Below are 23,769 nucleotides of genomic sequence, written 5' to 3'. Positions count from 1 at the left end.
CTCAGCGGCGCAACGCAAAAGGGACGCCTGCGCGCCCCTTCCTCTTGATCGAAATATCCTCGGGGGTATGGGGGCAGACAGCCCCCAGCCTTACCACAAGATGCCTCAGCTGCGTGCTTCGCGGATCAGTTGCAGAATATTCTGCGCCGCTTCTGGAATATTGGTGCCCGGACCAAAGATCGCCTTCACACCTGCCTCTTTGAGGAAGTCGTAATCCTGCTGCGGGATCACCCCACCGCAGATCACGATGATGTCTTCCGCGTCCTTCTCTTTGAGCGCCTCAATCAGCTGCGGCGCCAGCGTCTTGTGTCCCGCCGCCTGAGACGAGATACCGACGACATGTACATCGTTGTCCACCGCATCCTGCGCCGCCTCAGCTGGGGTCTGGAACAGCGGACCAACGTCCACATCAAAACCGATGTCGGCAAAGGCGGTTGCGATCACTTTGGCCCCACGGTCGTGACCATCCTGCCCCATCTTCACCACCAGAAGACGTGGGCGGCGGCCCTCCTCTTCGGCGAAGTCTTCGATGGATTTCTGGATCGCGGCAAAGCCTTCGTCGCCTTCATAGGCTGCGCCGTAAACGCCTGCGAGGGTCTTCACTTCGGCGCGGTGACGGCCGAATTCCTTCTCCATTGCCATGCTGATTTCCCCAACGGTTGCGCGGGCGCGGGCAGCTTCAACCGCCAGTGCCAGCAGGTTGCCGCCTTCTTTGGCGCCTGTGGTCAGTGCCTCCAATGCGGCTGTGCAGGCCGCCTCATCCCGTGTTTCGCGGATCTGCTTCAGACGGGCAATCTGGCTTTCACGTACAGCCACATTGTCCACATCCAAAATGTCGATCGGGTCTTCTTCCGCAAGGCGGTGCTTGTTCACACCCACAATCACCTCTTCGCCGCGGTCGATCATCGCCTGACGTTTAGCCGCCGATTCCTCGATCCGCAGTTTCGGCATGCCAGAGGCCACAGCCTTGGTCATGCCCCCCATTTCCTCAACCTCTTGGATCAGCGCCCAGGCTTTTTCGATCAGCTCTTCGGTCAGGCTTTCCACGTAATAGGAGCCTGCCAGCGGGTCGACCACATTGGTCACACCGGTTTCTTCCTGCAAAATGATCTGCGTGTTACGCGCGATACGGGCCGAAAATTCGGTGGGCAGCGCAATCGCCTCATCCAGCGCGTTGGTGTGCAACGACTGCGTGCCGCCCAACACGGCCGACATCGCCTCATAGGCGGTGCGGATCACGTTGTTATAGGGATCTTGTTCCTGCAAAGACACGCCAGAGGTCTGACAGTGGGTGCGCAGCATTTTGGAGCGCTCGGATTTTGCCCCAAACTCTTCCATCACACGGAACCACAGCGTCCGCGCTGCACGCAGTTTTGCTGCCTCCATGAAGAAGTTCATGCCGATGGCAAAGAAGAACGACAGACGACCGGCAAATTTGTCCACGTCCATGCCCGCGTTGATCGCAGCACGCACATATTCACGCCCATCCGCGATGGTATAGGCCAGCTCCTGCACGAGGTTCGCGCCCGCTTCCTGCATGTGGTAGCCGGAGATCGAGATCGAGTTGAACTTCGGCATCTCATTCGACGTGTATTCGATGATGTCCGAAATGATCCGCATGCTCGGCTCTGGCGGATAGATATAGGTGTTGCGCACCATGAATTCTTTCAGAATGTCGTTCTGAATGGTGCCAGCCAGCAGCGCCTTGTCATGGCCTTGTTCCTCACCCGCAACGATGAAACTCGCAAGGATCGGGATCACCGCGCCGTTCATGGTCATTGAGACAGAAACCTTATCGAGCGGAATACCGTCAAACAGGATTTTCATATCCTCAACGCTGTCGATCGCAACACCGGCCTTGCCTACGTCGCCCACAACACGTTCGTGGTCACTGTCATAACCACGGTGCGTCGCCAGATCGAAGGCCACAGAGACGCCCTGCTGACCGGCGGCAAGGTTCTTGCGGTAAAAGGCGTTGGATTCTTCCGCAGTGGAGAAGCCGGCATATTGGCGAATGGTCCAGGGACGCCCGGCATACATCGTCGCCTTCACGCCCCGTGTGAACGGTGCAAACCCCGGAATTGTGCCCACATGCGGCAGATCCTGTGTGTCCTCAGCCGTATAGAGAGGCTTGACCTTGATCCCTTCCAGCGTGTCCCAGTTCAGATCGTCCAGCGGCTTTCCACGAAGTTCTTTCTCCGCCAATTCGGCCCATTTCTTGGTATCCGTCATCGATGTCATCCTCATGTATTGCTAAGCGCCGAACCGACTGGCCGGGCCATGTTGCTCTGACGCGCTGTCTTCTATCAGATACGCCAAACCATCCGCCCCGGCGCGCAGCCAAGCCAGATCCTCAACGTAAATCTCTCTTAAAATGTCGACCTGCAAGCCCCCAAAGGGATGCCAGCGGTCCATACCCTGCGGCAAAACATCCGTGGTTTCGCCGCGGTCGCAGAGCACATCGCGCAATTCCGGCAGTTTCGGAACCTGCGCCAGCCCGCTCAAGCGGAAGTTGGTCGGCGGCGCAAAGCGCCCCCCCACCGCATAGCCTACAATGGACTGCGGCCGGTGCCCCAAGCGCTCAAAAGGCACCACCAGCACTTCGGCCTCCGGCGCGGCACAGGCCACATCCATCACCACCTTGCGCCAACTGCGCGGCTGGGTGACCAGACGGTCCAATGTGGCCTCACTAGGCACGGTCGCTCCTTTTTGCAGCCCATGCGCTAAGGCACCGCCCCAATAGTCTTCCAGCGCCCGAATGCCCAGAATGACGCGTTTCACACGCCCGCCAAAGGCATGCACCATACGCGCCACGCGCTCCCCCGCCGCCGGGTAGAGCCGCTCACTGACCAGATTGTTCTCCATGCTGCCCAGCATCACCGGATCCAGCACCAGAAGCTCCTTGGCCCGCTCCCGCTCCAGCAAAGCACAGCGCAATTGCACCCGCCCTGCCCCACGCGCACGGCGCCGATCAACACCGTCCAGACCTGATTTCAGGGTGAGCCCGTCAAACAGACCCTTGCGGGTGATCTCTGATGTCCAGACCGCCGTCCCACGCGACCGCAGAAACTTGCGATTGCGGTTGAGATAGCTTGCGAGAGTGGAAACCCCAGACAGATGGCTTCCGACATGTAGGATGACGTCCATGGCTGCGCGCACCTTTCGTAAGGCCAAACCCGCAGGGGCGGCCGGATATGCAGAGGCCGCCATCATGTCTTAACACCCATGGATATGCTGTTAACCGACGTTAAAATTTGACCCACTTTGCCAAAGGGGATCGTATTGTCTGACAAGGGGCTTATATTGGTCACAACAGGAGAGATGATGAAACACCGCTTACCCCTTGTTCTGACAGCCTTTCTCGCCGCCTCAGGCAGCCTCGCGCAGACCATCGAAACCGCCCCCGATACAGGGGCAAATCCGGCCTCTGAGAGCATCGCAGCAGCACCGGAAAATACGTCCGAATTAATACAATCTGGTCTCAATGTTGACGTAGATGAATATCTCTGGCGCAACCGGCTTGTGGTCGTGTTTGCCGACACAGAGCGCGATCCGCGCTTTGTGCAACAGATGGACCTGATCGAAGCCTTCCCCGATGCGCTGCGCACACGCGATGTGGTGGTGCTCACCGACACCGATCCTGCCGCCAAATCCGCCATGCGCAAAAAGCTACGCCCGCGTGGCTTCATGCTGGCGCTGATGGGCAAAGACGGCGTCGTGTACCTGCGCAAACCGGCCCCATGGTCGGTGCGCGAAATCTCCGCCAGCATCGACAAAAACCCACTGCGCCAACAGGAAATCCGCGACCGACGACAGCCCTGAGCCCTACGGCCCTCACCATCAAACGCACCACAGACCCGCAGCCCCCTCCCGGATGGGGCTGCCAGTACAGCGTGGGTCATATGGGTCAGTGAGGCGCGCATTGTTTCTTTCTTAAAACTGTCTCGCCACAGCACGTGGCGCAGACCCGGCGCGTACGCCGGGTCTGGTCGTGATCAGAGGATCACTCAAATTCCATGATCACATCATCCACGGCGAGACTGTCGCCCGCGGCTGCGTTGATCTTGGTCACAACAGTGGTTTTCTCGGCCCGCAGGATGTTTTCCATCTTCATGGCTTCCACCGTACACAGCGCCTGACCTTCCTGCACCTCATCCCCAACTTCCACGTCGACCTTTACGATCAGACCCGGCATTGGGCAGAGCAGCATCTTGGAGGTATCTGGCGGCAGCTTCTCTGGCATCAGCTTGGCAAGCTCAGCCTGACGCGGTGTGCGCACATGCACTTTCAGATCTGCACCACGGGTGCGCAAACGGAACCCCCCGGAGATTTTGCCAACCTTCAGCACCAGACGGCCATCCACATCGACCTCAGCAAGCTGATCACCCGGTGTCCAGTCAGAGGCCACACGCAGCTTGCTGCCATCTTCAAACTTGACGGTAGAGCCATCCTTATCGGCCTTCACCTTCACGGCAAATTCCTGCCCCTGCAGAGAGACAACCCATTTCTTGCCCACACGGCGCTCGTGGTTGTCCATGCGGCCCGACACACGGGTGCGACGGATCTCCGCCACGCGGTACATCGCCGCCGCAGCAGCCGCCACGCGCTTGAGTTGCGCCTCTGGCAGCTCCACACCGTCAAAGCCTTCCGGATACTGCTCTTCAATGAAGGCTGTGGTCATATCGCCTTTGATGAAGATCGGGTGATCCATCACCGCCGACAGGAACGGCAGGTTGTGGCCAATGCCTTCCACCTCAAAGCTGTCCAGCGCCACGCGCATCGCTTCAATCGCCGCATCACGGGTCGGCGCCCATGTGCAGAGCTTGGCGATCATCGGGTCATAATACATGCTGATCTCGCCGCCTTCATAGACGCCAGTATCATTGCGCACGACCTCATCGCCCGCATCGCCGGGTTGGGTGCCTGGGGTGTAGGCTTTGGTCTCCGCTGGTGGGCGGTAACGGGTCAGACGGCCAATGGAGGGCAGGAAGTTACGATAAGGGTCTTCCGCATAGAGACGGTTCTCAATCGCCCAGCCCTGAAGCTTCACATCGTCCTGCGTGATGCTCAGCGGCTCGCCATTAGCGACGCGGATCATCTGCTCCACCAGATCAACACCGGTGATCAGCTCGGTCACAGGGTGTTCCACCTGCAGACGGGTGTTCATCTCAAGGAAGTAGAAGTTCTTCTCGCCATCCACGATGAACTCCACGGTCCCGGCAGAGGCATAGCCCACCGCCTTCGCCAGCGCGACAGATTGCTCACCCATCGCCTTACGGGTGGCTTCATCAAGGAACGGGCTTGGTGCCTCTTCCACAACTTTCTGGTTCCGGCGCTGGATCGAGCATTCGCGCTCGCCCAGATACACACCGTTGCCATGCGCATCACACAGCACCTGAATTTCAATGTGACGCGGCTGGGTCACGAATTTCTCGATGAAGATACGGTCGTCACCAAAGCTGTTGGCCGCTTCGTTCTTGGACGATTGGAAACCCTCACGTGCTTCTTCATCGTTCCACGCAATCCGCATGCCTTTACCACCGCCACCAGCGGAGGCTTTGATCATCACCGGATAGCCAATCTCGTTGGAGATTTTCACGGCCTCATCCGCGTCCTCGATCAGGCCCATATAGCCCGGCACGGTAGACACATTGGCGTCCTGTGCGATCTTTTTGGAGGTAATCTTGTCCCCCATCGCCTCAATTGCGCCTTTAGGGGGGCCGATGAAGGCCACGCCAGCCGCTTCCAGCGCTTCGGCAAATTTCGCGTTTTCAGACAGGAAACCATAGCCCGGATGCACCGCCTGCGCGCCGGTCTTCTTGATGGCATCCATGACTTTGTCGATCACGATGTAGGATTGGTTCGCAGGGGGCGGGCCAATATGCACCGCTTCATCCGCCATCTGCACATGCAGCGCCTGCTTGTCGGCGTCAGAGTAAATCGCCACCGTCTTGATGCCCATCTTACGGGCAGATTTGATCACGCGACAGGCAATCTCGCCCCGGTTGGCAATCAGGATCTTATCGAACATCGTCTCGTCCTTCTGGTCTTGTCAGGCCGCAAGTGCGGTCTGGTTTGGCAATAAAAAAGCCACCCGTCCGCGCGCGCGGAGGGATGGCTTCGTTTTCGGGTCTGGACGCGCTGCGGCCAGAGGGGTTAGATCACAACGCAGGCCCGCATGCAGAGGGCGCGCCGCGACAGAATTAGCACTTTTCAGGGAACTCTTTGCAGTAGACCACATTGGCCGCGCTGCCGACAACGGCGCCCGCTGCGAGGTTACCGCCAACGACTGCTGCCGTTGCGGTGCCCGCACCTGCACCGATGAGCGCTTGCTCACCAAAGGTGTCGCCGCAGGCGGCAAGTGTTGAGAGAGCAAAAAGTCCGATGAGTGTTGCTTTGATACGCATGTGCCTGTTTCCGATGATGACGCGGATCTCTTGTCCGCTGTTGCTACCGCGCATTCCGTACCACAGACCTCAGCCACCACAAAACGGGACTTCAGGAAAAAATCGGACGGTTCCATAGGGACACACAGGAACCGCCCGTCAGGGGAAGGGTAACGGAATACACTGTTACGGGGACCGCGAGGTAAAAAGCACAGCCCCATGAATTGGATACTGCCATCAAAATGCTGAATCCAAAGCGGCATTTGCCGCGCGGTGCCACCATAGGCCGCATTTTGCCCAATCTGTTCCACCCAAGGCGACTTCCTGCCGACGGTACGCAGACAGATCTGCGCCGCGTGGCGCTCACCGACCATCACAAACCCGCGAAAATTAGGAACCGATTGGTACACAAGTGTAATTTCAAGACCCTGATGATCACTTTGATCAAACAGATACGTGGCGTGGAATTCCAACGACTTACCCAAGGTAAGTCCCGCGCAAGACCCCCATTTCACATCCCAATCACAAAGCAGGGCGTTTTGGCTCACGCGCCCTCTCGGTGACGTCATTTCGCCAATGCGCAAAGCCGTGAAACCCATGAGGTGTAGCACGTCACGGAAAGGACCCGCCAAATGAGTATAACCAGACATCACCTCTTGACTGTCGCCACTTTGGCCATAGCTGCCACAGGCACTGTGGCGCAGGCACAGGATCAAGGGGCGCAAGCCGAGCTGGACGCTCTGCGCGCCCGTGTAGAAGCTCTTGAGGCCGGCAGCGAACCGCGCAGCACAGGCAGCGGCGACTTTAATGTCGGTGGCACCAGCGTCGACATCTACGGCTACCTGAAGTCCGACTTCTTCTATGAAAATGACTTCCGCCAAGGCGACTCTGCCTCCGTCAGCGCCATTGGCGAACCCACCAATGCCACCGATGGCAGCTTTGGCGCCACCGCACGCCAGTCGCGACTGGGCTTCCGCACCAGCACGGAAACCGGTATCGGCACGGTCTCCGGTCGCCTCGAACTGGACCTGTTTGGCTCCAACGGCACCGCGGAACTGCGCCTGCGCCATGCCAGCGTTCAGATTGGCGATCACTGGTTGATTGGTCAGGACTGGACCAACTTCATGCCCATCGGACAGTTCCCCACCACAGTGGAATTCACCGGCCCGGTCGGCATCTCCTTCGCCCGCGTCCCGCAGATCAGATACACCCACAGCTGGGATAACCTGACCTTCAGCGCCTCGATCGAAGAAAACAACGCCGCGTCCAATGACCCGACCTTCACCTCGGCCCTGTCTTATGACACCGATCTCTTCACAGCGCGCGTCGCGGCCCTCACCGGAAGCGTGCTTGTCGGCAACACCGACATCGACCAGAGCGGCTTCACCCTCTCCGGCGCCGTGCGCCCGTGGGAAGGCGGCTTGTTTCAGGCCACCTATGTGGACGGTGAAGCGCTCGGTTCCATCCTGAACGGGGGGGGCAGCGCAGCTGTTGGTGGGCGCGCCAATGATGTCACCGGCTACACGCTGGAATTCCGTCAGGACATTGGCGACCGCTGGAACGTCGGCATTGCCTATGGTCGGGAGGAATACGACCTCGCCACCAGCACCGGTGCCCTGGCCTTCACGGATCTGGAATCGCTCCATCTCAACGCGTTCTACAAAGTCACCGACGATCTGACGCTGAGCGCAGAATACTTCATCGGTGAACGCAACGATGTGAACACCGGACAGACGTTTGATGCCGACCGCATTCAACTGGCGGTTCAGCTGAACTTCTGACGCCGGGCGCAGATCATCGCACAACGCACCAAAGCCATGGCCCTGCCCGCAGAGTTCTGCGGGTGGGGCCACGCCCAAGGCGGTCGCCATGTCATATGCGCCCGTGTGCACCATCAGAAATCCTCGAACGCATCCGGGAAGGACGCCCGCGCCACCGCTTCATCAATCACCAGAAGCGCGTCATAGCTTTCAGGATCAAAATCCTCTTCCGCTGCGATCACTTCGCGCCCGAAGAGCCAGCTCAGCCGCCCGGCATCCAGATTGCCACGCTCAAAAGGCTGATCTCCAAAATGCTCCCACAGGGCCTGCATGAAGGCGATATCAGCCCGGCGATCCGCTGGCTTGCGATCCTTGAACCGCTCACGGCGCGTGATCGCTGTCACCCCACGGGGGTTGGCGCGACGAATGGTGAATTGAAAATCTGTGCCCGGAAGACGTCCGGGGAAGCCACGGTGCTTTAGCATGCCACGCCTCCTTCGTTGGTTGGGAGGGGCGCTGCGCCGTGTGAAATGCGAACAGGCCGCAAAGCCTGCCCGCCGGTCTTAGAACCAGTGAGGCAAAGCGCCTTACTTGTATTTGCCGGTGTAGGTTGGCTCGGAAGAGATCGGCTCTGGGTCGACCACAACGTATTCTTCAACTGGGGCGCTTTGACCGCATGCGGCAACCACGGCCACCAGGCCAACCGCGAGGAATGTCTTGATGCTCTTGGACATCTGTTTCTCCACTTATTGTTTTGACGTGAAGCAGGGCGCGTTGACCCTGCCTGCCTCTGTGCCACAGAACTGTGACATGGGCGCAGGATAGGGGTTTGTTCTGCAAAAAGATACAGATACAGGCCCAAGTTGACCTGATGTGACTGCAAAGCCGCATTGCGCTCCGCGGGTGCGCATGCGGAGACAACATCTAGTGGTGTCATCAGAAACCCTCCCAGATGCAGGTGCCATCTTGCACGCTGAATGCTTCAAAATATTGCTTTGCGAGATGTGTTGTCACACCAAAGTCTGTTTCTCTGTCCGCCATGGATATGATCACCTGATCGACTGTTTCTTCAGAAACAGCCAAATAAGGCACTGCGACGCCGATGCACAGGTGAAAGAAATCTTCCTCAATCTCGGTAAAGTCGATCCCCTGACGCATGAGGGGCATCACATAGCGGAACCGCGCCACACGTGTGTCATCGGCACGGGTTTCAAACAGCATTTCCTGAAGATGGATCTCGTTGCCCGAGGGCACGGCCGGGGTCTCCTCCAAAACCCCAGCCGTGGCCGCGCCCGAAAGGGCCCCTCCTAACGCGGCGGAAACTGCAACGTGAGTCGCAGGCTTGCACAGATTTTTCGTAAAAGCTCCAAAAATTGTGCACTCAGCAGGAGTTTTTTGATCAAACCGCGCATTTTCAGGCTGCATCATCATGCCACAACCTTTCTGTGTTGCGCATGACGGCACCAGCGTGCCCGCCGATCTGAACAGCTCAGAAGCTCAGAAATCACCGTTTCCACATGGGCTTGGGCCAGCTTCCCATCCACCGCACCTCCGGCGCGCAGATGTAGTTGCCCACCAGACCGGCGCACCTCGACAATCGGCGCAAAGCCGCGCAGATCCTGCAAGGCCCGCCACATGTCTTGGCGCACCTGCTGCGCTGTCCGCAACAGGCCACCATCCGGCAGCGTGGTCTCCGCCTCAACATCCCAACGCACCGGCAACCGCCGCGTCATGATGAGTGCATTGCCCTCACGCAAGATATGCCACCGGCTGCGGCTCACGTGGACACTTCCGTCCACGTGGTATCCGCCACGACCCATGGCATCAGACCTATGACGTCAGGATGTGCCAAAGAACCGAAACCCTTTGCATTTGGCGGAAGAGAAGCCGCTCTGCAGCTCACCCCCGGCCTCACGCCAATCCATCACCAGAATGATACGATTGTACTTGGTGCCTGCAAAAGTGGAAGCAACATCCGCTTGTACAAATTTGCACATCGCCATCATCTGTTTTTTGACTTGGCCGCGATTGGCCGGGACTGGGCCAGTCATGACGGCAGCAGCCATAGGCTGCACCACGCGCCGGGATGACGAGCTCGCCCCGTCATCCCGCGAGAGCGTTGTTGTAATCGCACTTTTTTCAATGGTGACGACGCAGCCTTTGACACCGCCGCCCAAATCAAAAGCCTTATCGCCACGACAACTTTGGCTGTGGGCCGCTGCCGGAAGCGCAATCATGGCGCAAAGTGCGAGAGAAGCAAAACGCATTTCAACTTTTCCTTGTGTTGAATTCCTAACGAATCCAACCTTATGACATCACAGCGGAATGTTGTCGTGCTTCTTCCACGGGTTTTCGAGCTTCTTGTTGCGCAATGACGCAAAGGCACGGCTCACGCGTTTGCGTGTGCTCTGCGGCATGATCACCTCGTCGATAAAGCCCCGCTCTGCCGCCACAAATGGCGTTGCAAACCGGTCTTCATAATCTTTGGTGTGCGCCGCAATCTTCTCCGCATCATTCAGATCCGCACGGTGAATAATCTCGGTTGCGCCTTTCGCGCCCATCACCGCAATCTCCGCAGTTGGCCAGGCGTAGTTGAAATCACCGCGCAGGTGCTTGGAGGCCATCACGTCATAGGCCCCACCATAGGCCTTACGGGTGATCACAGTCACCTTCGGCACGGTTGCTTCACCATAGGCAAACAGCAGCTTCGCACCGTGTTTGATCACGCCACCATATTCTTGTGAGGTGCCCGGCAGGAAGCCCGGAACATCCACAAGCGTCAGGATCGGAATTTCAAAACAATCACAGAAGCGCACAAACCGTGCCGCTTTGCGGGAGCTGTCGATATCCAGACAGCCCGCCAGCACCATCGGCTGGTTGGCCACAACCCCCACAGTCTGCCCTTCCAGACGGATGAAACCGGTGATGATGTTCTTGGCGTAATCTTCCTGAATTTCGTAGAAATCGCCCTCGTCTGCCACCTTGGTGATCAGCTCTTTCATGTCATAAGGCGTGTTCGGGTTCTCAGGGATCAGCGTGTCGAGGCTTTTCTCAATCCGGCCCGGCTCATCGAAGAACGGGCGCACGGGCGGCTTTTCACGGTTACTGAGCGGCAGGAAGTCGATCAGACGGCGCACTTCGGCCAGCGCCTCAACATCGTTTTCAAACGCCCCATCTGCCACAGAGGACTTCTTGGTATGCGTAGACGCCCCCCCCAACTCCTCGGCGGTCACAACCTCATTGGTCACGGTTTTTACAACGTCAGGACCGGTCACAAACATGTAGGAGGTGTCTTTGACCATAAAGATGAAGTCGGTCATCGCGGGCGAATACACCGCACCACCGGCGCACGGGCCCATGATCACGGAAATCTGCGGCACCACGCCCGAGGCCATGATGTTGCGCTGGAACACTTCGGCATAACCCGCCAGAGAGTCCACACCCTCCTGAATACGCGCACCGCCGGAGTCATTCAGACCAATGATGGGCGCGCCGTTCTGGATCGCCATGTCCTGAATTTTGCAAATCTTCTGGGCGTGGGTCTCAGACAGAGAGCCACCAAACACGGTAAAGTCCTGAGAGAACACATAAACAACACGACCATTGATCGTACCCCAGCCCGTGATCACACCATCACCTGCAGGCTTCTCCTGCTCCATGCCGAATTCGGTGCAGCGGTGTGTTTTGAACATGTCAAACTCTTCAAAGCTGCCTTCATCCAGCAACAGCTCGATCCGCTCACGCGCCGTCAGCTTGCCCTTGGCGTGCTGACTGTCAATGCGGCGCTGACCACCCCCCAAACGGGCAATCTCGCGGCGTTCTTCCAACTGTTCCAAAATGTCTTTCATGGCGGTTCCCCGTGATCTCTCTATGATCTCTCGTTGATCTCTTCCCCCACCTAAGGCGCAAATGCCCCCGAATTAGGCGGATTTTGAATTATCATAGGGGCCAGACCGACTCGGCAAAAGACTTATTAAGCAAATTTGCAAACCGAACAGAATAAAGGGGTTGCGAATTGCAAATTAGCAAATACTTCACAGTTTAATCTTGTCGATGGACATTCCGCCCGCCGCCTCCTACCTCTTACGCCATGAGCTCACAAACATCGCCACGGGGTCAGTTTCTGGACCGCCGGTCGCCACCAAATATCTTCACATTGATCCTGCTGGCAGGGGTCTCTGCGTTATGCATGAATATTTTCCTGCCCAGCCTGCCCTCCATGACGGCCTACTTTGACACAGACTATGGCGTCATGCAGCTGTCCATCGCGGTTTATCTCGCTGTGAATGCGGTGCTTCAGATCGTCGTTGGCCCGATCTCTGACAAATTTGGCCGCCGCCCGGTGATCCTGAGCGGAATGGCGATTTTCCTGCTGGCGACCCTTGGCTGCATCTACGCGCCCAATGCCGCCATCTTTCTGACCTTCCGCATGCTACAGGCCGCCGTGGTCGTCGCCATGGTGCTGTCACGCGCCGTGGTGCGCGATATGGTGCCCACAGATCAGGCCGCCTCCATGATCGGCTATGTCACCATGGGCATGACCGTGGTGCCCATGATCGGCCCCGCGCTTGGCGGCTTGCTGGATGCGACCTTTGGCTGGCAGGCCAGCTTCTGGATGCTCTTTTTACTGGGGCTCGCCATCTTCTGGATCACCTACCGCGATCTGGGCGAAACAAAAACCTCATCCGGCCTCACACTGCCGCAACAGTTTCGGGAATACCCCGAGCTGCTGACCTCCCCACGCTTCTGGGGTTACTCTCTGGCCAATTGCTTCACCTCCGGAGCCTTCTTTGCATACCTCGGCGGCGCCCCCTTTGTGGCCACCGAATTTTTCGGCATGAGCGCAACCAAAATGGGCGTCTACTTTGGCGCCCCCGCCGTCGGATACTTCATCGGCAACTTCCTGTCCGGGCGCTATTCTGCCCGATTTGGCGTAAACAATATGGTGCTCACCGGCTGTACCATCTGCGGGCTGGGCGTTGCGGCATCCCTCTCCCTGTTTGCAACCGGTCTCGGATCTGCAGACATTTTCTTCGGCTTTATGACTTTTGTCGGCATAGGCAATGGCCTCGCCATCCCCAATGCCACCGCCGGCGCCCTGTCCGTGCGCCCTCATCTCGCTGGCACAGCTGCCGGACTCTCTGGTGCCATCATGATTGGCGGCGGTGCGGCCCTCTCCGCACTGGCCGGCGCATTGCTCACCACCGAAACCGGGGCCTTCCCTCTGCTCTGGCTGATGCTGGCCACCTCCGTTTTGGGGGTCACGGCCATTGCCATGGTGATCCGCCGCGAGAAGATGCTGGGCCTGTAACGCACCGGCCCGCATTCTTGCTCTGGCCTCCAGCAGTTTGCAAAGCTATCTTTGCAGCTATGCAACCGAGAGGACAGCCATGCCCACGCAGAAACTCTACGCAGGCGCCAAGCTGCGCGAAATCCGCACGCGGCTGACACTGACGCAAAAAGACTTTGCCCAAAAGCTCGGGGTCTCCCTGCCCTACCTGAACCAGATGGAGAACAACAACCGCCCGGTCTCCACCACGGTTGTACTCGCCTTGGCACAGGAATTTGGCCTCGATGTCACAGAGCTGAGCACCGGCGACAGCGAGCGTCTGGTCTCTGACATGCGCGAAGCCCTTGCCGATCCGGTCTTGGCAGACACCTCCGCACCGCTGGCCGATCTGCGCCTGACGGCCTCCAATGCCCCGGCACTGGCCCGCGCCTTTCTGGAGCTGCACCGCGCCTACCGCCAGACACATGAACGGCTCGCATCGCTGGACGAGGCGCTTGGGCGGCAAGACGTTCAGATGCAGGCCAGCCCCTGGGACGAGGTGCGCGACTTCTTCCACTATTGTGACAACTACATTGACGCGGTCGATCATGCCGCCGAGCGCTTTGCCCAGCAGGCCATCGACCATGGCGGCATCCGCGCCGCCGCCGTCGCCAGCCTGCATGACACGGGCATCGCCGTGGCCTTCACCGACATCGAGCAACTCCGCATCTTTGATGCCGAAACCCAGCGCCTCCAAATCTCGCGCTATGCACAGCCGGAAACCCAGACCTTTCAGCTCCTCCTGCAGGTTGCTCTACTGCAACATGGCAAACTCCTGGAAGCCACACTGGATTTCGCCCGCTTTCAATCTGATGCCGCGCGGGCCATCGCAAAAATTGGCCTCGCCAATTATTTCGCAGGCGCCGCGCTCATGCCTTACATGACCTTTCTGGAAGCGGCCCGGGAAACCCGTCATGATCTGGAGCTGCTCTCCAATCGCTTTGGGGCCTCCATCGAACAGGTCGCCCACCGCCTGTCCACCCTGCAACGCCCCGGCAACAAAGGGATCCCCTTCTTCTTTGTGCGCGTAGATCAGGCCGGCACCATCACCAAACGTCACTCTGCCACCCGCCTGCAATTTGCCCGCTTTGGCGGGGCCTGCCCGCTCTGGAACGTGCACCGCGCCTTTGAAACGCCGGGCCGCTTCCTGCGCCAACTGGCCGAAACCCCGGACGGTGTCCGCTATATTTCCCTCGCGCGAGATGTGTCCAAATCAGGCGGCCATTTCGGCGCCCCGGTGCGCCGCTATGCGATCGCTCTGGGCTGCGAAATCCGCCATGCCGACGCTCTGGTTTATGCCGACCATATGGAGCTGGACAATCCGCAGGCCTTTGAACCCATCGGCATCTCCTGCCGCATCTGCGAGCGCACCCATTGCCACCAACGCTCCGTGCCGCCCCTGGAACGCCGCCTGACCATTAATGAAAACACCCGTGACGTGCTGCCCTATGATGTTGGCTAGGCTCACACCCGCTCCGCTTTGCGTGAGGTTTTTTGCAACAGATAAGCCCCCCTGCGCGCGATGTGAGCCCATCTGACGGGCGCACGATAAATTAAATCGAATTAAAACAAAAACTTAAAATCCTAACGCCTGTCTGTGCTTTTTTATTCACTGACAGGGCCACACGATGTCTTTTGTCCTTGTGAAATGACATCGCTCGGCCCGCGTGGTGGGTTGCGAACAACATTAAACGCAACCTATCACACAAGGCCATCCCTCATGAAACACACCCTCCTCAGCGCCACACTCATCGCCTCCGCCGTCCTCGCCGCCCCTGCCTTTGCCGAAGACTGGTACGTGCAGGGCTTCCTTGGGTATTCCTATGCCGATGACGCCACATTCGCAGGCAATATCGGCGGCAACCCGAATACTGTTGCCACCGACTTTGACGAAGACCTGAACCTCGGCATCTCCGTTGGGCGCGGCTTTGGCAGCATCGGCAACGGTGCCTCCCTGCGCGGTGAGATCGAACTCTCCTATCGCTCCAACGACATCGACGCCGTGGACTTCTCCGGCAATGGCGCAGGGGCCGAAGCCAACCCGGGCGGCGACATCAGCTCCACCTTCCTGATGGCCAATGCCATCGTGGATTTTGAAACCAACAGCAAATTCACCCCCTATGTGGGCGGCGGTATCGGCGTGGGCTTCATTGATCAAGACGTGGTCTATGGCGCCAACAACAACGTCACCATCCGTGGTGATGACGAAGCCTTTACCGCACAGCTGATCGCGGGCACCTCTTATGCGCTCAACGACACCACGTCGCTCTTTGGGGATGTGCGCTACGCCCGCAGCTTTGACGTCACCGGCACCCGCACCGCCCCCAATGGCACCACAGCAAGTGTCTCTGACGACATCTCCAACACATCTGTGAATTTTGGGGTGCGCTTCAAGTTTTAAGACGTCCGGGTCTCTGACCGGGTCTTTCCCTCGGTGTTTTCAGGCCTGAGCGCCCCGCCTGCCTGAAAATGCAACTTCACGCCGCCAAGTGTCCCCTTGGCGGCGTGTTTTTTGCGTGCCCTAAGCCTTAATTGGCTTTCAGATAGGCGTAGATCTCATCTTTGAGAACGCCACGCCGCTTGCGCAGATCCACTTCCGCCAGCTCTTCGCGCGGGGCCACATTGGTCTCCGCATTGTGCACCTTGCGGTTCAACTCGTGATACTCTGCCGCCATCTTGGCAAAATGTGCATCGCTGACTTTCAGCTCGCTCATTTTCTCAACGAATTCAGGGAATTCTTCGGCCAGCTCATGAGGGGTATGGGACATGTGTTCGCTCCTTTTGTCTTGCTTGAACACACCCTATCCCGCTCTGTTTTGCCGCCACTTTGACTCCGATCAAATCCGCCGAATAAAAGGCGCATCACCGCTGCGCATTTTCCCACTCCGGATGAAACCACGGAGCCGCGTTCGACGACGGCAGGCGACGGCCCAGAATGTGATCTGAGGCCTTTTCCCCGGTCATGATCGACGGCCCATTGAGGTTGCCATTGGTGATGCGCGGGAAGATCGAACTGTCCGCTACCCGCAAGCCCTCAACCCCGATCACCCGACATTCGCTGTCCACAACCGCCATCGGGTCATCCGCGCGCCCCATCTTACAGGTGCCACAGGGGTGATAGGCGCTCTCTGCATGTTCGCGAATGAAGCTGTCGATCTCATCATCGCTCTGCAAATCCGCGCCCGGCTGGATCTCATGCTTGACATAAGGCGCAAAGGCCTCCTGCGCAAAGATCTCCCGCGTCAGGCGGATACAGGCGCGGAAATCTTCCCAGTCCTGCTCAGTGGACATGTAGTTGAAGAAGATGTTTGGGGCCGCTTTCGGATCGTTGGAGGCCAGCGTGACCGCCCCCCGTGAGGGCGAGCGCATCGGCCCCACATGCGCCTGAAACCCATGCCCTTCGGCAGCCGCCTGCCCATCATAGCGCACGGCAATCGGCAGGAAGTGATACTGGATATCCGGATAAGAAATGCCCGGACGGGAGCGGATAAAGGCGGCGCTTTCAAACTGGTTGGAGGCCCCAAGCCCTTTCTTGGTGAAAAGCCACTGCGCCCCAATCATGCCTTTGCCAAAAAGGTTCCAGTATTTGTACAGCGTGATCGGCTGTTTGCTGGCCACCTGCATATAGACCTCAAGGTGATCCTGCAGGTTCTGGCCCACACCTTTGCGATCTGCGACCACCTCAATGCCATGTTCCGCCAAATGCGCCGCAGGCCCAATGCCAGAGAGCATGAGCAGCTTGGGCGAATTGAGCGAGCTGGCCGCCAGAATGACCTCGCTGTTGGCGCGGATCACTTCCACCTTGCCACCGCGTTCGATCTCCACACCCACCGCACGGCCATTTTCCAGCACCACCTTGCGGGCCAGACCTTTGATCAGGGTACAATTGGGGCGTTTGAGCGCGGGCTTGAGATAGGCATTTGCGGCAGACCAGCGACGGCCTTTGTAGACCGTCATCTCCATTGGGCCAAAGCCCTCCTGCTGCTCCCCGTTGTAATCATCGGTCACAGGGTAGCCTGCCTGACGTCCGGCCTCCACAAATGCCGCATGCAGCGGGTTGTTGCGCGGGCCGCGGCAGATGTGCAGCGGGCCACCATTCCCACGCCAATCCGGGTCTCCCCCCTGACCACTTTCGTGCCAGGTCTCCATCCGCTTGAAATAGGGCAGCACATCCGCATAAGACCAGCCATCCGCGCCGCTCTCGGCCCAATGGTCATAATCCCCCGCATGGCCGCGCACATAGACCATGCCGTTAATGGAGCTGGAGCCGCCAATCACCTTGCCGCGCGGACACACCAGACGCCGCCCACCCAGATGCGGCTCCGGCTGAGATTTATAGCCCCAATCATACAGGCGCATATTCATCGGATAGCTCAGCGCCGCAGGCATCTGAATGAGCGGGCCGGCATCCGTGCCGCCATGCTCAATCACCAAAACCGACTTCCCGGCCTCGCTCAACCGATAGGCCATCGCGCAGCCGGCCGAACCGGCGCCCACAATCACATAATCTGCCTGCATGATCTTCTTTCTCTGACAGAGCCGCCAGCACCCAACCCCAACGCGCTTTGGCGGTGCGGGGTGGGTGGGCGGGAGCGCCGCAAAAGCGCGTTGTTAGTAAGGCGCTTCCACGTCGCCCATGCGCACATAGACCGACTTAACCTGACTGTAGTGCTTGATGGCTTCCTTGCTGTTTTCGCGGCCCACACCGGAGGCTTTCACCCCGCCAAAAGGGGCCTCCACAGGCGCATCATTGTAGGAGTTGATGAAACAGCTGCCTGCATCCAGCTTGCCAATCACCCGATGACCACGCGACAGATCGGCGGTGAACACCCCAGCAGAAAGCCCAAACTCCGTGTCATTGGCCCGGGCGATCACCTCGTCCTCGTCCTCAAAATCCAGCACCGACATGATCGGGCCAAAAATCTCCTCACGGGCAATGGTCATCTCATCGGTGACATCTGCAAAGACGGTGGGCTCAAGATAGAACCCCTCCCGTGCCACACGTTTGCCGCCGCACACCAGCCGCGCGCCCTCTTCCACACCTTTGTCCATATAGCCCAGCACGATGTTCATCTGACGCTCAGAGACCAACGGTCCAAAGCTCGTGGCCTCATCCAGCGGATCGCCAATCACCGCCGTGCCCAGACGTTCGGCCAACCGCGCCAGGAACTTTTCCTTAATGCCTTTTTGCACAAACACCCGTGTGCCGTTGGAGCAGATCTGACCAGAGCTGTAGAAATTGCCCAAAATGGCCCCGCCCACGGCGTTCTCCACATCCGCATCGTCAAAGATGATCAGCGGAGATTTCCCGCCAAGCTCCATGGTCACATGTTTCATATGGCTCGCCGCCGCCGCATAGACCTTTTTGCCGGTGGGCACAGATCCGGTCAGGCTCACCTTGTCCACACGCGGATCATTGACCAGCGCGGCCCCCACGTCTCCCATCCCCTGAATGACATTGTAGACCCCGGCAGGCACACCGGCCTCATGCAGGATCTCCGCCACTTTCAAGGCACACATCGGTGTGGTTTCCGAAGGTTTGAACACCATCGCATTGCCGCACGCCAGCGCAGGCGCGCCTTTCCAGCAGGCAATCTGCGTCGGGTAATTCCAGGCCCCGATGCCCACACAAACCCCCAGCGGCTCGCGCACCGTATAGACCCAGTCTTCGCCCAGCGGGATATGTTCCCCGGTCAGGCTGCCCGCAAGACCGCCGAAATATTCCAGCGCGTCAGCCCCGCTGGTGGCATCCGCGACGCTGGTCTCCTGATAAGGCTTGCCGGTGTCATAGGTCTCAAGCACGGAAAGCTCATGGTTGCGCTCCATGATCATGGCTGCCGCCCGGGTCATGATGCGGCCACGCTCCCGCCCCGTCATCGCCGCCCAGATCTTCTGACCTGCTCTGGCGCTTTCCAGAGCCTGCTCCACAATCGCTGGCGTTGCCGCATGCACCTTGCCGATCACCGCGCCTGTGGCCGGGTAGATGATGTCAATTTGCGCCCCTGCGGTGTCTTCCACATAGGCGCCGTTGATGAAGTGACTGGCCGTCGGTTGCAATTGCATGGCGCGTTCCTTTTTTCGCCCGCGCTCAAGGCACGGAATCTCAATTTGAGAGGCAGACTAGCACTGGCTTATTATTTTTTAAATGACCATTTCATTTTTTTCATGAAACAACGATATTGCTCCTGACGCCGGGCACGTTAAAGTGGCGTCATGGGCCGTACACGTATCCGCGATATCCGTCATGAAGAGTTGATCAACGCCACCATCACGGCGGTGCACAAGCGCGGCTATGCCGTTGTGACCATGGCGGAAATCGCTGCCGAGGCAGGCGCTTCCGCTGCCTCGATCAACTATTACTTTGGTTCCAAGGAAAAACTGATGGAGGCGACGATGCGCCGTCTCCTGTCCCTGCTCAAAGACGCCATGCTGGAGCGTTACGCGACCGCCAAAACCCCACATGAACGGTTGATTGCAGTGCTCGACGCCAACTTTTCAGACCGGCTCTTTACCAATGAGCAATGCTCACTCTGGATGCAGTTCTGGGCCAATGCCCCTTATTCCCAAAGCCTGCAGCGCCTGCATCGCATCAACCGCTCCCGCGTGAATGCGCATTTCCGCGCTGAATTGCGCGCCCTTGTGCCCGAAGAGCGGCGCGAGACCCTCCGCGAAGCGCTGCAATGCTACATGGATGGGGTCTGGCTGGAAGCCGCGCAGTCTGACACGCCACTTAACCCAGCGCAGGCCCGTGCCGAGGCCCGCGATGTGGCGGCTCTCATGCTGGAAAACCATGGCTGTCATCTGCAAACAGGCCTCGCCAGCTGATCCATTCTTTCAGAACCTACGCGCGCTACGGACGCCGGTATTTGAACAGCGTGCCATCCCCACCCGCCATCTGTAGAATCAGCTTTTGTGGCGTCACTGCCTCAAGGATCATACAGGGCGGCGTGCTCCATGGATCCATATGGGCGATCAGCACAGGCCCCTGCCCCTGTGACGCCTCACAGCTCTCCGCAATCTGCATCGTATACTCCGCAGAAAAATCCCCGTTGATCTCCTCAGTGACCCGATCTCCCCAGACACGCGACGTATAGGCCGGATCCGCATCAAACACCCAGCTACCCTGCAAATTGGCCCGGATCTCAGCAAAAGGATCAAGCGCCGCATCATGGCGCAGCGCATGCACTGCAATCTCCGCAGACATATCCCCCATGGAGACAATATCCGCACGGATCCAAAGCGGTGCATTCACATAAAGCGCCGCCATGGCCTCAAGGACATATCCCGGCGTCGGGTCATCCCAGCTCACCCAATAGGTAAACCCATTGCTGGCAAGCTCACAGCTGGGCACCTCCTGTTCAAACACACAGCCCTGCAACAGCACCACATCCTCCAGCGGCTCACCATAGGTCCCGCTCTGCATACCACTGTCTATCACCATCTGCGCCTCAGCCCCACCCGCCCAAGCGGCCATGGCTGACACCATCCATACACCTAATTCCTCCATCTTTGCGCTCTCCTCTGACAGGCCGGTCGGAGCCTAAGCGCAAACCCTTTAAGATTGGGTGATGTCGCCCGTCGCGCTATTCTCCGCGCGGGAACCGCTGGTTTTCTTCCACGACATTCAGATCCATGTGGTTGCGCATGTAGCGCTCAGAGGCTTTCTGCAGCGGTTGATAATCCCAAGGGTAATATCCCCCCTGCCGCAACGCCTCATAAACCACCCAGCGCCGCGCCTGACTTTCCCGCACGGCCGCATCAAACGCCGCCAGATCCCAGCGTGCCTCTGATTTGGCACGCAACGTCTGCACCGTGCCCTGATGGTCCGCCACTTCGGCCAGATTAGTCAACTCATGGGGATCGGTCTCCAGATCAAACAGCTGATCGGGGTCCAGCGCACAGCGATTGTATTTCCACTTGCCATAGCGCAGCGAGACCATCGGCGCATAAGAAGCCTCCGCAGCATATTCCATCGCCACCGGCGTGTCCCGCGTGCCGCCCTGCCCCAGATGCACAAGGCTCTCGCCCGTGGTCCAGGGCATGACCTCCTCCATACTCACCCCCGCCAGATCACACAGCGTGGGGCAAACGTCGATATTGCTCACTGGCGTTGTCACCAGCCCCGGCTGCATCTGCGGCGCCGCCACCATCATCGGCACCCGGCTTGAGCCTTCATAAAAGCTCATTTTGAACCACAGCCCGCGCGCGCCCAGCATATCGCCGTGATCACTCACGAACAGAATGATGGCCTCCTGACGGGTCGCCTCCAGCGCCTCCATCACCTCGCCAATCTTGTCATCCAGATAGCTGATATTGGCAAAATAGGCCCGACGGGACCGGCGCACATCCTCCTCCGTAATGTCAAAGCTGCGCCAGTCATTGGCATCAAAGATCCGCTTGGAATGCGCATCCTGCTCCTCATAAGAGATCGGCCCCACCTCCGGCAGCAGATGTTCGCAATCCTCATAAAGATCCCAATATTTCTTGCGCGCCACATAGGGGTCATGCGGGTGGGTGAAACTGACCGTCAGACACCAGGGCCGCGCGTCATGCCCCCGCGCGAGATCATAGACCTTGCGCGTGGCGTGGTAGGCCACCTCGTCGTCATACTCCATCTGGTTGGAGATTTCCGCAACACCCGCGCCAGTGACGCTGCCCATATTGTGATACCACCATTCAATCCGCTCGCCCGGTTTGCGGTAATCTGGTGTCCAGCCAAAATCCGGCGGATAAATATCTGTGGTCAGCCGCTCCTCAAACCCATGCAGCTGGTCCGGGCCGACAAAATGCATCTTGCCCGACAGGCAGGTCTGATAGCCCGCCCGGCGCAGATGGTGCGCGTAAGTTGGGATAGAGGAGGCAAACTCCGCCGCATTGTCATAGACCCGCGTGTCGCTGGGCAACTGACCGGTCATAAAACTCGCCCGCCCCGGCGCACACAGCGGGCTGGCGGTATAGGCATTCTGAAAGCGGGTCGACCGCGCTGCCAGTTTCTTCAGGTTCGGCGCATGTAGCCAGTCTGCCGGCCCATCGGGAAACAGCGTCCCGTTGAGCTGATCCACCATGAAAATAAGAATATTAGGACGGGTCATGGCGGCTCCTCTTTCTGCGCTGTCTGCCGCAACCCTAGGCCCGCACGGGCCGCAAACACAATCGCAAACGCGACACGAAGCATGTCGCGGATTGTCGAGGCGCGCCGTGCGCTCTCAGAGTTTGGTCTGCCCCACCAAAGGTGTGATCTGACGCCGCTTGAGCACCGCTTCCCGCCAGGTGATAAAGCTGATCGCTCCAATGATCACCAGCGCCCCCACCAACACCCAGACATCCGGCTGCTCCCCAAAGGCCAGCCATCCCAGCAGTACCGCCCAGACCATCTGCAAAAAGCTCACCGGCTGTGTCACCGTCACCGGCGCCGCCTTGAACGCCAGCGTCATCGTATAGTGTCCCGCCGTGGCAAAGCAGGCCACCGCAAACAGGATCACCAGTTCCTCAAACGTGGGTGCCACCCAAACAGAAAGCGCCAGCGGCGCAAGCCCGATGGTGACGGTGACAGACAACATGCCGACAACCACAGTAGGGCTCACCTCCTCGCTCAGCTTCTTTGCAATCAGATAGCCCCCGGCAAAGCCCAGCGCCGTGAACAACATGGCAAAATGCCCGGGGCTGAGTTCCCGAAATCCAGGCCTTAGAATAATCGCCACCCCGATCAGGGCGACAATCACCGCCGCAATCCTGCGAAACGCCAATTTTTCTCCTAAAAATAGCGCAGCCCCCACCGTCACATAGACCGGCGAGAGATAGTTCATCGCCGTCACTTCCGCGATCGGAATCCGCGTCATCGCAAAAAACCAGGCCACCACCGCTCCGGTGTGCAAAACGCCCCGCAATCCAAACAGCCCAAGCTGTCGTCGGCTCAGCCGCGCCTGTACAATCGGGCGGATCATCGGGATCAGAAACACAGCCCCCAGCGCATAGCGCAAAAACGCGGTTTCCGCCGCAGGCAATCGGGTGCCCACCAGCTTCACCAAAGCTGTCACCGCCACAAAGCAAAGCCCCGTGACAAGCATCCAAAAGACCCCCTTCAGCGGGGAAGAAACTGCTTCATCCGTCATGACGCCACATAGACATGCGTCACCAGGAAAGTCGAGATAGGAAACAGGTTAACGGTCTTCCCCCTGAGATCGCCCTGAGAGAGGCTGTTACTATGGCTTTCCGCAGCCTCTGCGCGCGCAAAGGTGATTTGCTGTTTACCAAGTTTTTGCCTCTTCTTGTTAGCAAATGGACACCCTTGTGA

Annotated in this window: 22 protein-coding genes; 6 read left to right on the top strand and 16 right to left on the bottom strand. The window is 58.7% G+C overall.

Annotated elements, in window-relative coordinates; genetic code table 11:
• Positions 1 to 105: 105 nt before the first annotated feature.
• Both scpA and J7382_RS07315 read right to left on the bottom strand, forming a co-directional pair.
• The gene (gene scpA / locus J7382_RS07320; protein WP_058240018.1) at positions 106 to 2,241 is read right to left on the bottom strand and encodes a methylmalonyl-CoA mutase; all 2,136 of its coding nucleotides are present in this window, start codon (positions 2,239 to 2,241) and stop codon (positions 106 to 108) included.
• 12 nt (positions 2,242 to 2,253) lie between these two features.
• On the bottom strand, positions 2,254 to 3,147 hold the full coding sequence (locus J7382_RS07315; RefSeq protein ID WP_209068433.1) for a hypothetical protein: 894 nt from the start codon (positions 3,145 to 3,147) through the stop codon (positions 2,254 to 2,256).
• 177 nt (positions 3,148 to 3,324) lie between these two features.
• On the opposite strand from J7382_RS07315, the gene J7382_RS07310 reads away from it, so the two are divergent.
• Complete coding sequence (locus J7382_RS07310; protein WP_209068432.1) at positions 3,325 to 3,822, top strand: DUF4174 domain-containing protein; 498 nt, start codon at positions 3,325 to 3,327, stop codon at positions 3,820 to 3,822.
• 181 nt (positions 3,823 to 4,003) lie between these two features.
• On the opposite strand, the gene J7382_RS07305 is transcribed toward J7382_RS07310, so the two are convergent.
• Together J7382_RS07305 and J7382_RS07300 are read right to left on the bottom strand one after the other, a co-directional pair.
• Entirely contained in the window at positions 4,004 to 6,031 is a 2,028-nt protein-coding gene (locus J7382_RS07305) for an acetyl/propionyl/methylcrotonyl-CoA carboxylase subunit alpha (RefSeq protein WP_209068431.1), read from the bottom strand.
• Between the two features lie 172 nt (positions 6,032 to 6,203).
• Entirely contained in the window at positions 6,204 to 6,407 is a 204-nt protein-coding gene (locus tag J7382_RS07300; protein ID WP_209068430.1) for a hypothetical protein, read from the bottom strand.
• A gap of 611 nt (positions 6,408 to 7,018) precedes the next feature.
• Here J7382_RS07300 and J7382_RS07295 point away from each other — a divergent pair.
• Positions 7,019 to 8,167 carry a DcaP family trimeric outer membrane transporter gene (locus J7382_RS07295; RefSeq protein WP_209068429.1) on the top strand — a complete coding sequence of 383 codons (1,149 nt, stop codon included), beginning with the start codon at positions 7,019 to 7,021 and terminating at the stop codon, positions 8,165 to 8,167.
• 113 nt (positions 8,168 to 8,280) lie between these two features.
• Here the strand turns inward: J7382_RS07295 and J7382_RS07290 are convergent, their stop codons facing one another.
• From J7382_RS07290 to J7382_RS07265, 6 genes are all read right to left on the bottom strand, one after another.
• Positions 8,281 to 8,631, bottom strand: a complete 351-nt coding sequence (locus J7382_RS07290; protein WP_209068428.1) for a hypothetical protein — start codon at positions 8,629 to 8,631, stop codon at positions 8,281 to 8,283.
• 102 nt (positions 8,632 to 8,733) lie between these two features.
• Entirely contained in the window at positions 8,734 to 8,880 is a 147-nt protein-coding gene (locus J7382_RS07285) for a hypothetical protein (protein WP_188128106.1), read from the bottom strand.
• 202 nt (positions 8,881 to 9,082) lie between these two features.
• Positions 9,083 to 9,571, bottom strand: coding sequence for a DUF6497 family protein (locus J7382_RS20095; protein ID WP_280638113.1), 489 nt, complete (start codon positions 9,569 to 9,571; stop codon positions 9,083 to 9,085).
• A 2-nt stretch (positions 9,572 to 9,573) separates the two neighbouring features.
• Positions 9,574 to 9,927 carry a hypothetical protein gene (locus J7382_RS07275; protein ID WP_209068425.1) on the bottom strand — a complete coding sequence of 118 codons (354 nt, stop codon included), beginning with the start codon at positions 9,925 to 9,927 and terminating at the stop codon, positions 9,574 to 9,576.
• A gap of 57 nt (positions 9,928 to 9,984) precedes the next feature.
• Entirely contained in the window at positions 9,985 to 10,413 is a 429-nt protein-coding gene (locus tag J7382_RS07270; RefSeq protein ID WP_209068424.1) for a hypothetical protein, read from the bottom strand.
• A gap of 48 nt (positions 10,414 to 10,461) precedes the next feature.
• Complete coding sequence (locus J7382_RS07265) at positions 10,462 to 11,994, bottom strand: acyl-CoA carboxylase subunit beta (protein ID WP_209068423.1); 1,533 nt, start codon at positions 11,992 to 11,994, stop codon at positions 10,462 to 10,464.
• A 242-nt stretch (positions 11,995 to 12,236) separates the two neighbouring features.
• On the opposite strand from J7382_RS07265, the gene J7382_RS07260 reads away from it, so the two are divergent.
• From J7382_RS07260 to J7382_RS07250, 3 genes are all read left to right on the top strand, one after another.
• Positions 12,237 to 13,457: a multidrug effflux MFS transporter gene (locus J7382_RS07260; RefSeq protein ID WP_209068421.1), complete on the top strand. Its 1,221-nt coding sequence runs from the start codon at positions 12,237 to 12,239 to the stop codon at positions 13,455 to 13,457.
• A 79-nt stretch (positions 13,458 to 13,536) separates the two neighbouring features.
• Positions 13,537 to 14,937 (top strand): helix-turn-helix transcriptional regulator, encoded by a 1,401-nt coding sequence (locus tag J7382_RS07255; protein WP_058240006.1) that lies wholly within the window; start codon positions 13,537 to 13,539, stop codon positions 14,935 to 14,937.
• Between the two features lie 258 nt (positions 14,938 to 15,195).
• Positions 15,196 to 15,876, top strand: coding sequence for an outer membrane beta-barrel protein (locus J7382_RS07250; RefSeq protein ID WP_209068419.1), 681 nt, complete (start codon positions 15,196 to 15,198; stop codon positions 15,874 to 15,876).
• Between the two features lie 127 nt (positions 15,877 to 16,003).
• Here J7382_RS07250 and J7382_RS07245 read toward each other — a convergent pair whose 3' ends face one another.
• From J7382_RS07245 to betB, 3 genes are all read right to left on the bottom strand, one after another.
• Positions 16,004 to 16,243, bottom strand: a complete 240-nt coding sequence (locus J7382_RS07245) for a DUF465 domain-containing protein (RefSeq protein ID WP_209068418.1) — start codon at positions 16,241 to 16,243, stop codon at positions 16,004 to 16,006.
• Positions 16,244 to 16,337: 94 nt separating this feature from the next.
• Positions 16,338 to 17,993 carry a choline dehydrogenase gene (gene betA / locus J7382_RS07240; RefSeq protein WP_209068415.1) on the bottom strand — a complete coding sequence of 552 codons (1,656 nt, stop codon included), beginning with the start codon at positions 17,991 to 17,993 and terminating at the stop codon, positions 16,338 to 16,340.
• A gap of 93 nt (positions 17,994 to 18,086) precedes the next feature.
• Positions 18,087 to 19,538 (bottom strand): betaine-aldehyde dehydrogenase, encoded by a 1,452-nt coding sequence (betB, locus tag J7382_RS07235; protein WP_209068413.1) that lies wholly within the window; start codon positions 19,536 to 19,538, stop codon positions 18,087 to 18,089.
• A gap of 150 nt (positions 19,539 to 19,688) precedes the next feature.
• On the opposite strand from betB, the gene betI reads away from it, so the two are divergent.
• Positions 19,689 to 20,300 (top strand): transcriptional regulator BetI, encoded by a 612-nt coding sequence (gene betI, locus J7382_RS07230; RefSeq protein ID WP_209068412.1) that lies wholly within the window; start codon positions 19,689 to 19,691, stop codon positions 20,298 to 20,300.
• Positions 20,301 to 20,325: 25 nt separating this feature from the next.
• Here betI and J7382_RS07225 read toward each other — a convergent pair whose 3' ends face one another.
• From J7382_RS07225 to J7382_RS07215, 3 genes are all read right to left on the bottom strand, one after another.
• Entirely contained in the window at positions 20,326 to 20,982 is a 657-nt protein-coding gene (locus J7382_RS07225) for a hypothetical protein (protein WP_209068411.1), read from the bottom strand.
• Between the two features lie 76 nt (positions 20,983 to 21,058).
• Positions 21,059 to 22,567: a choline-sulfatase gene (gene betC / locus J7382_RS07220; protein ID WP_209068410.1), complete on the bottom strand. Its 1,509-nt coding sequence runs from the start codon at positions 22,565 to 22,567 to the stop codon at positions 21,059 to 21,061.
• A gap of 114 nt (positions 22,568 to 22,681) precedes the next feature.
• Entirely contained in the window at positions 22,682 to 23,587 is a 906-nt protein-coding gene (locus tag J7382_RS07215) for a DMT family transporter (RefSeq protein ID WP_209068409.1), read from the bottom strand.
• Between the last annotated feature and the right edge of the window lie 182 nt (positions 23,588 to 23,769).

It is taken from the genome of Shimia sp. R11_0, from assembly GCF_017744035.1.
GTDB classification, from domain to species: Bacteria; Pseudomonadota; Alphaproteobacteria; order Rhodobacterales; family Rhodobacteraceae; genus Shimia; species Shimia marina.
Note: the sequence above shows the minus strand (reverse complement) of the source record. Positions and strands in the feature narration are given on the sequence as shown.

Bases quoted from the DNA above. Each gene is read 5' to 3' on its own strand.
- scpA (WP_058240018.1), bottom strand. From the start codon at position 2,241: ATGACATCGATGACGGATACCAAGAAATGGGCCGAATTGGCGGAGAAA.
- J7382_RS07315 (WP_209068433.1), bottom strand. From the start codon at position 3,147: ATGGACGTCATCCTACATGTCGGAAGCCATCTGTCTGGGGTTTCCACT.
- J7382_RS07310 (WP_209068432.1), top strand. From the start codon at position 3,325: ATGAAACACCGCTTACCCCTTGTTCTGACAGCCTTTCTCGCCGCCTCA.
- J7382_RS07305 (WP_209068431.1), bottom strand. From the start codon at position 6,031: ATGTTCGATAAGATCCTGATTGCCAACCGGGGCGAGATTGCCTGTCGC.
- J7382_RS07300 (WP_209068430.1), bottom strand. From the start codon at position 6,407: ATGCGTATCAAAGCAACACTCATCGGACTTTTTGCTCTCTCAACACTT.
- J7382_RS07295 (WP_209068429.1), top strand. From the start codon at position 7,019: ATGAGTATAACCAGACATCACCTCTTGACTGTCGCCACTTTGGCCATA.
- J7382_RS07290 (WP_209068428.1), bottom strand. From the start codon at position 8,631: ATGCTAAAGCACCGTGGCTTCCCCGGACGTCTTCCGGGCACAGATTTT.
- J7382_RS07285 (WP_188128106.1), bottom strand. From the start codon at position 8,880: ATGTCCAAGAGCATCAAGACATTCCTCGCGGTTGGCCTGGTGGCCGTG.
- J7382_RS20095 (WP_280638113.1), bottom strand. From the start codon at position 9,571: ATGCAGCCTGAAAATGCGCGGTTTGATCAAAAAACTCCTGCTGAGTGC.
- J7382_RS07270 (WP_209068424.1), bottom strand. From the start codon at position 10,413: ATGCGTTTTGCTTCTCTCGCACTTTGCGCCATGATTGCGCTTCCGGCA.
- J7382_RS07265 (WP_209068423.1), bottom strand. From the start codon at position 11,994: ATGAAAGACATTTTGGAACAGTTGGAAGAACGCCGCGAGATTGCCCGT.
- J7382_RS07260 (WP_209068421.1), top strand. From the start codon at position 12,237: ATGAGCTCACAAACATCGCCACGGGGTCAGTTTCTGGACCGCCGGTCG.
- J7382_RS07255 (WP_058240006.1), top strand. From the start codon at position 13,537: ATGCCCACGCAGAAACTCTACGCAGGCGCCAAGCTGCGCGAAATCCGC.
- J7382_RS07250 (WP_209068419.1), top strand. From the start codon at position 15,196: ATGAAACACACCCTCCTCAGCGCCACACTCATCGCCTCCGCCGTCCTC.
- J7382_RS07245 (WP_209068418.1), bottom strand. From the start codon at position 16,243: ATGTCCCATACCCCTCATGAGCTGGCCGAAGAATTCCCTGAATTCGTT.
- betA (WP_209068415.1), bottom strand. From the start codon at position 17,993: ATGCAGGCAGATTATGTGATTGTGGGCGCCGGTTCGGCCGGCTGCGCG.
- betB (WP_209068413.1), bottom strand. From the start codon at position 19,538: ATGCAATTGCAACCGACGGCCAGTCACTTCATCAACGGCGCCTATGTG.
- betI (WP_209068412.1), top strand. From the start codon at position 19,689: ATGGGCCGTACACGTATCCGCGATATCCGTCATGAAGAGTTGATCAAC.
- J7382_RS07225 (WP_209068411.1), bottom strand. From the start codon at position 20,982: ATGGAGGAATTAGGTGTATGGATGGTGTCAGCCATGGCCGCTTGGGCG.
- betC (WP_209068410.1), bottom strand. From the start codon at position 22,567: ATGACCCGTCCTAATATTCTTATTTTCATGGTGGATCAGCTCAACGGG.
- J7382_RS07215 (WP_209068409.1), bottom strand. From the start codon at position 23,587: ATGACGGATGAAGCAGTTTCTTCCCCGCTGAAGGGGGTCTTTTGGATG.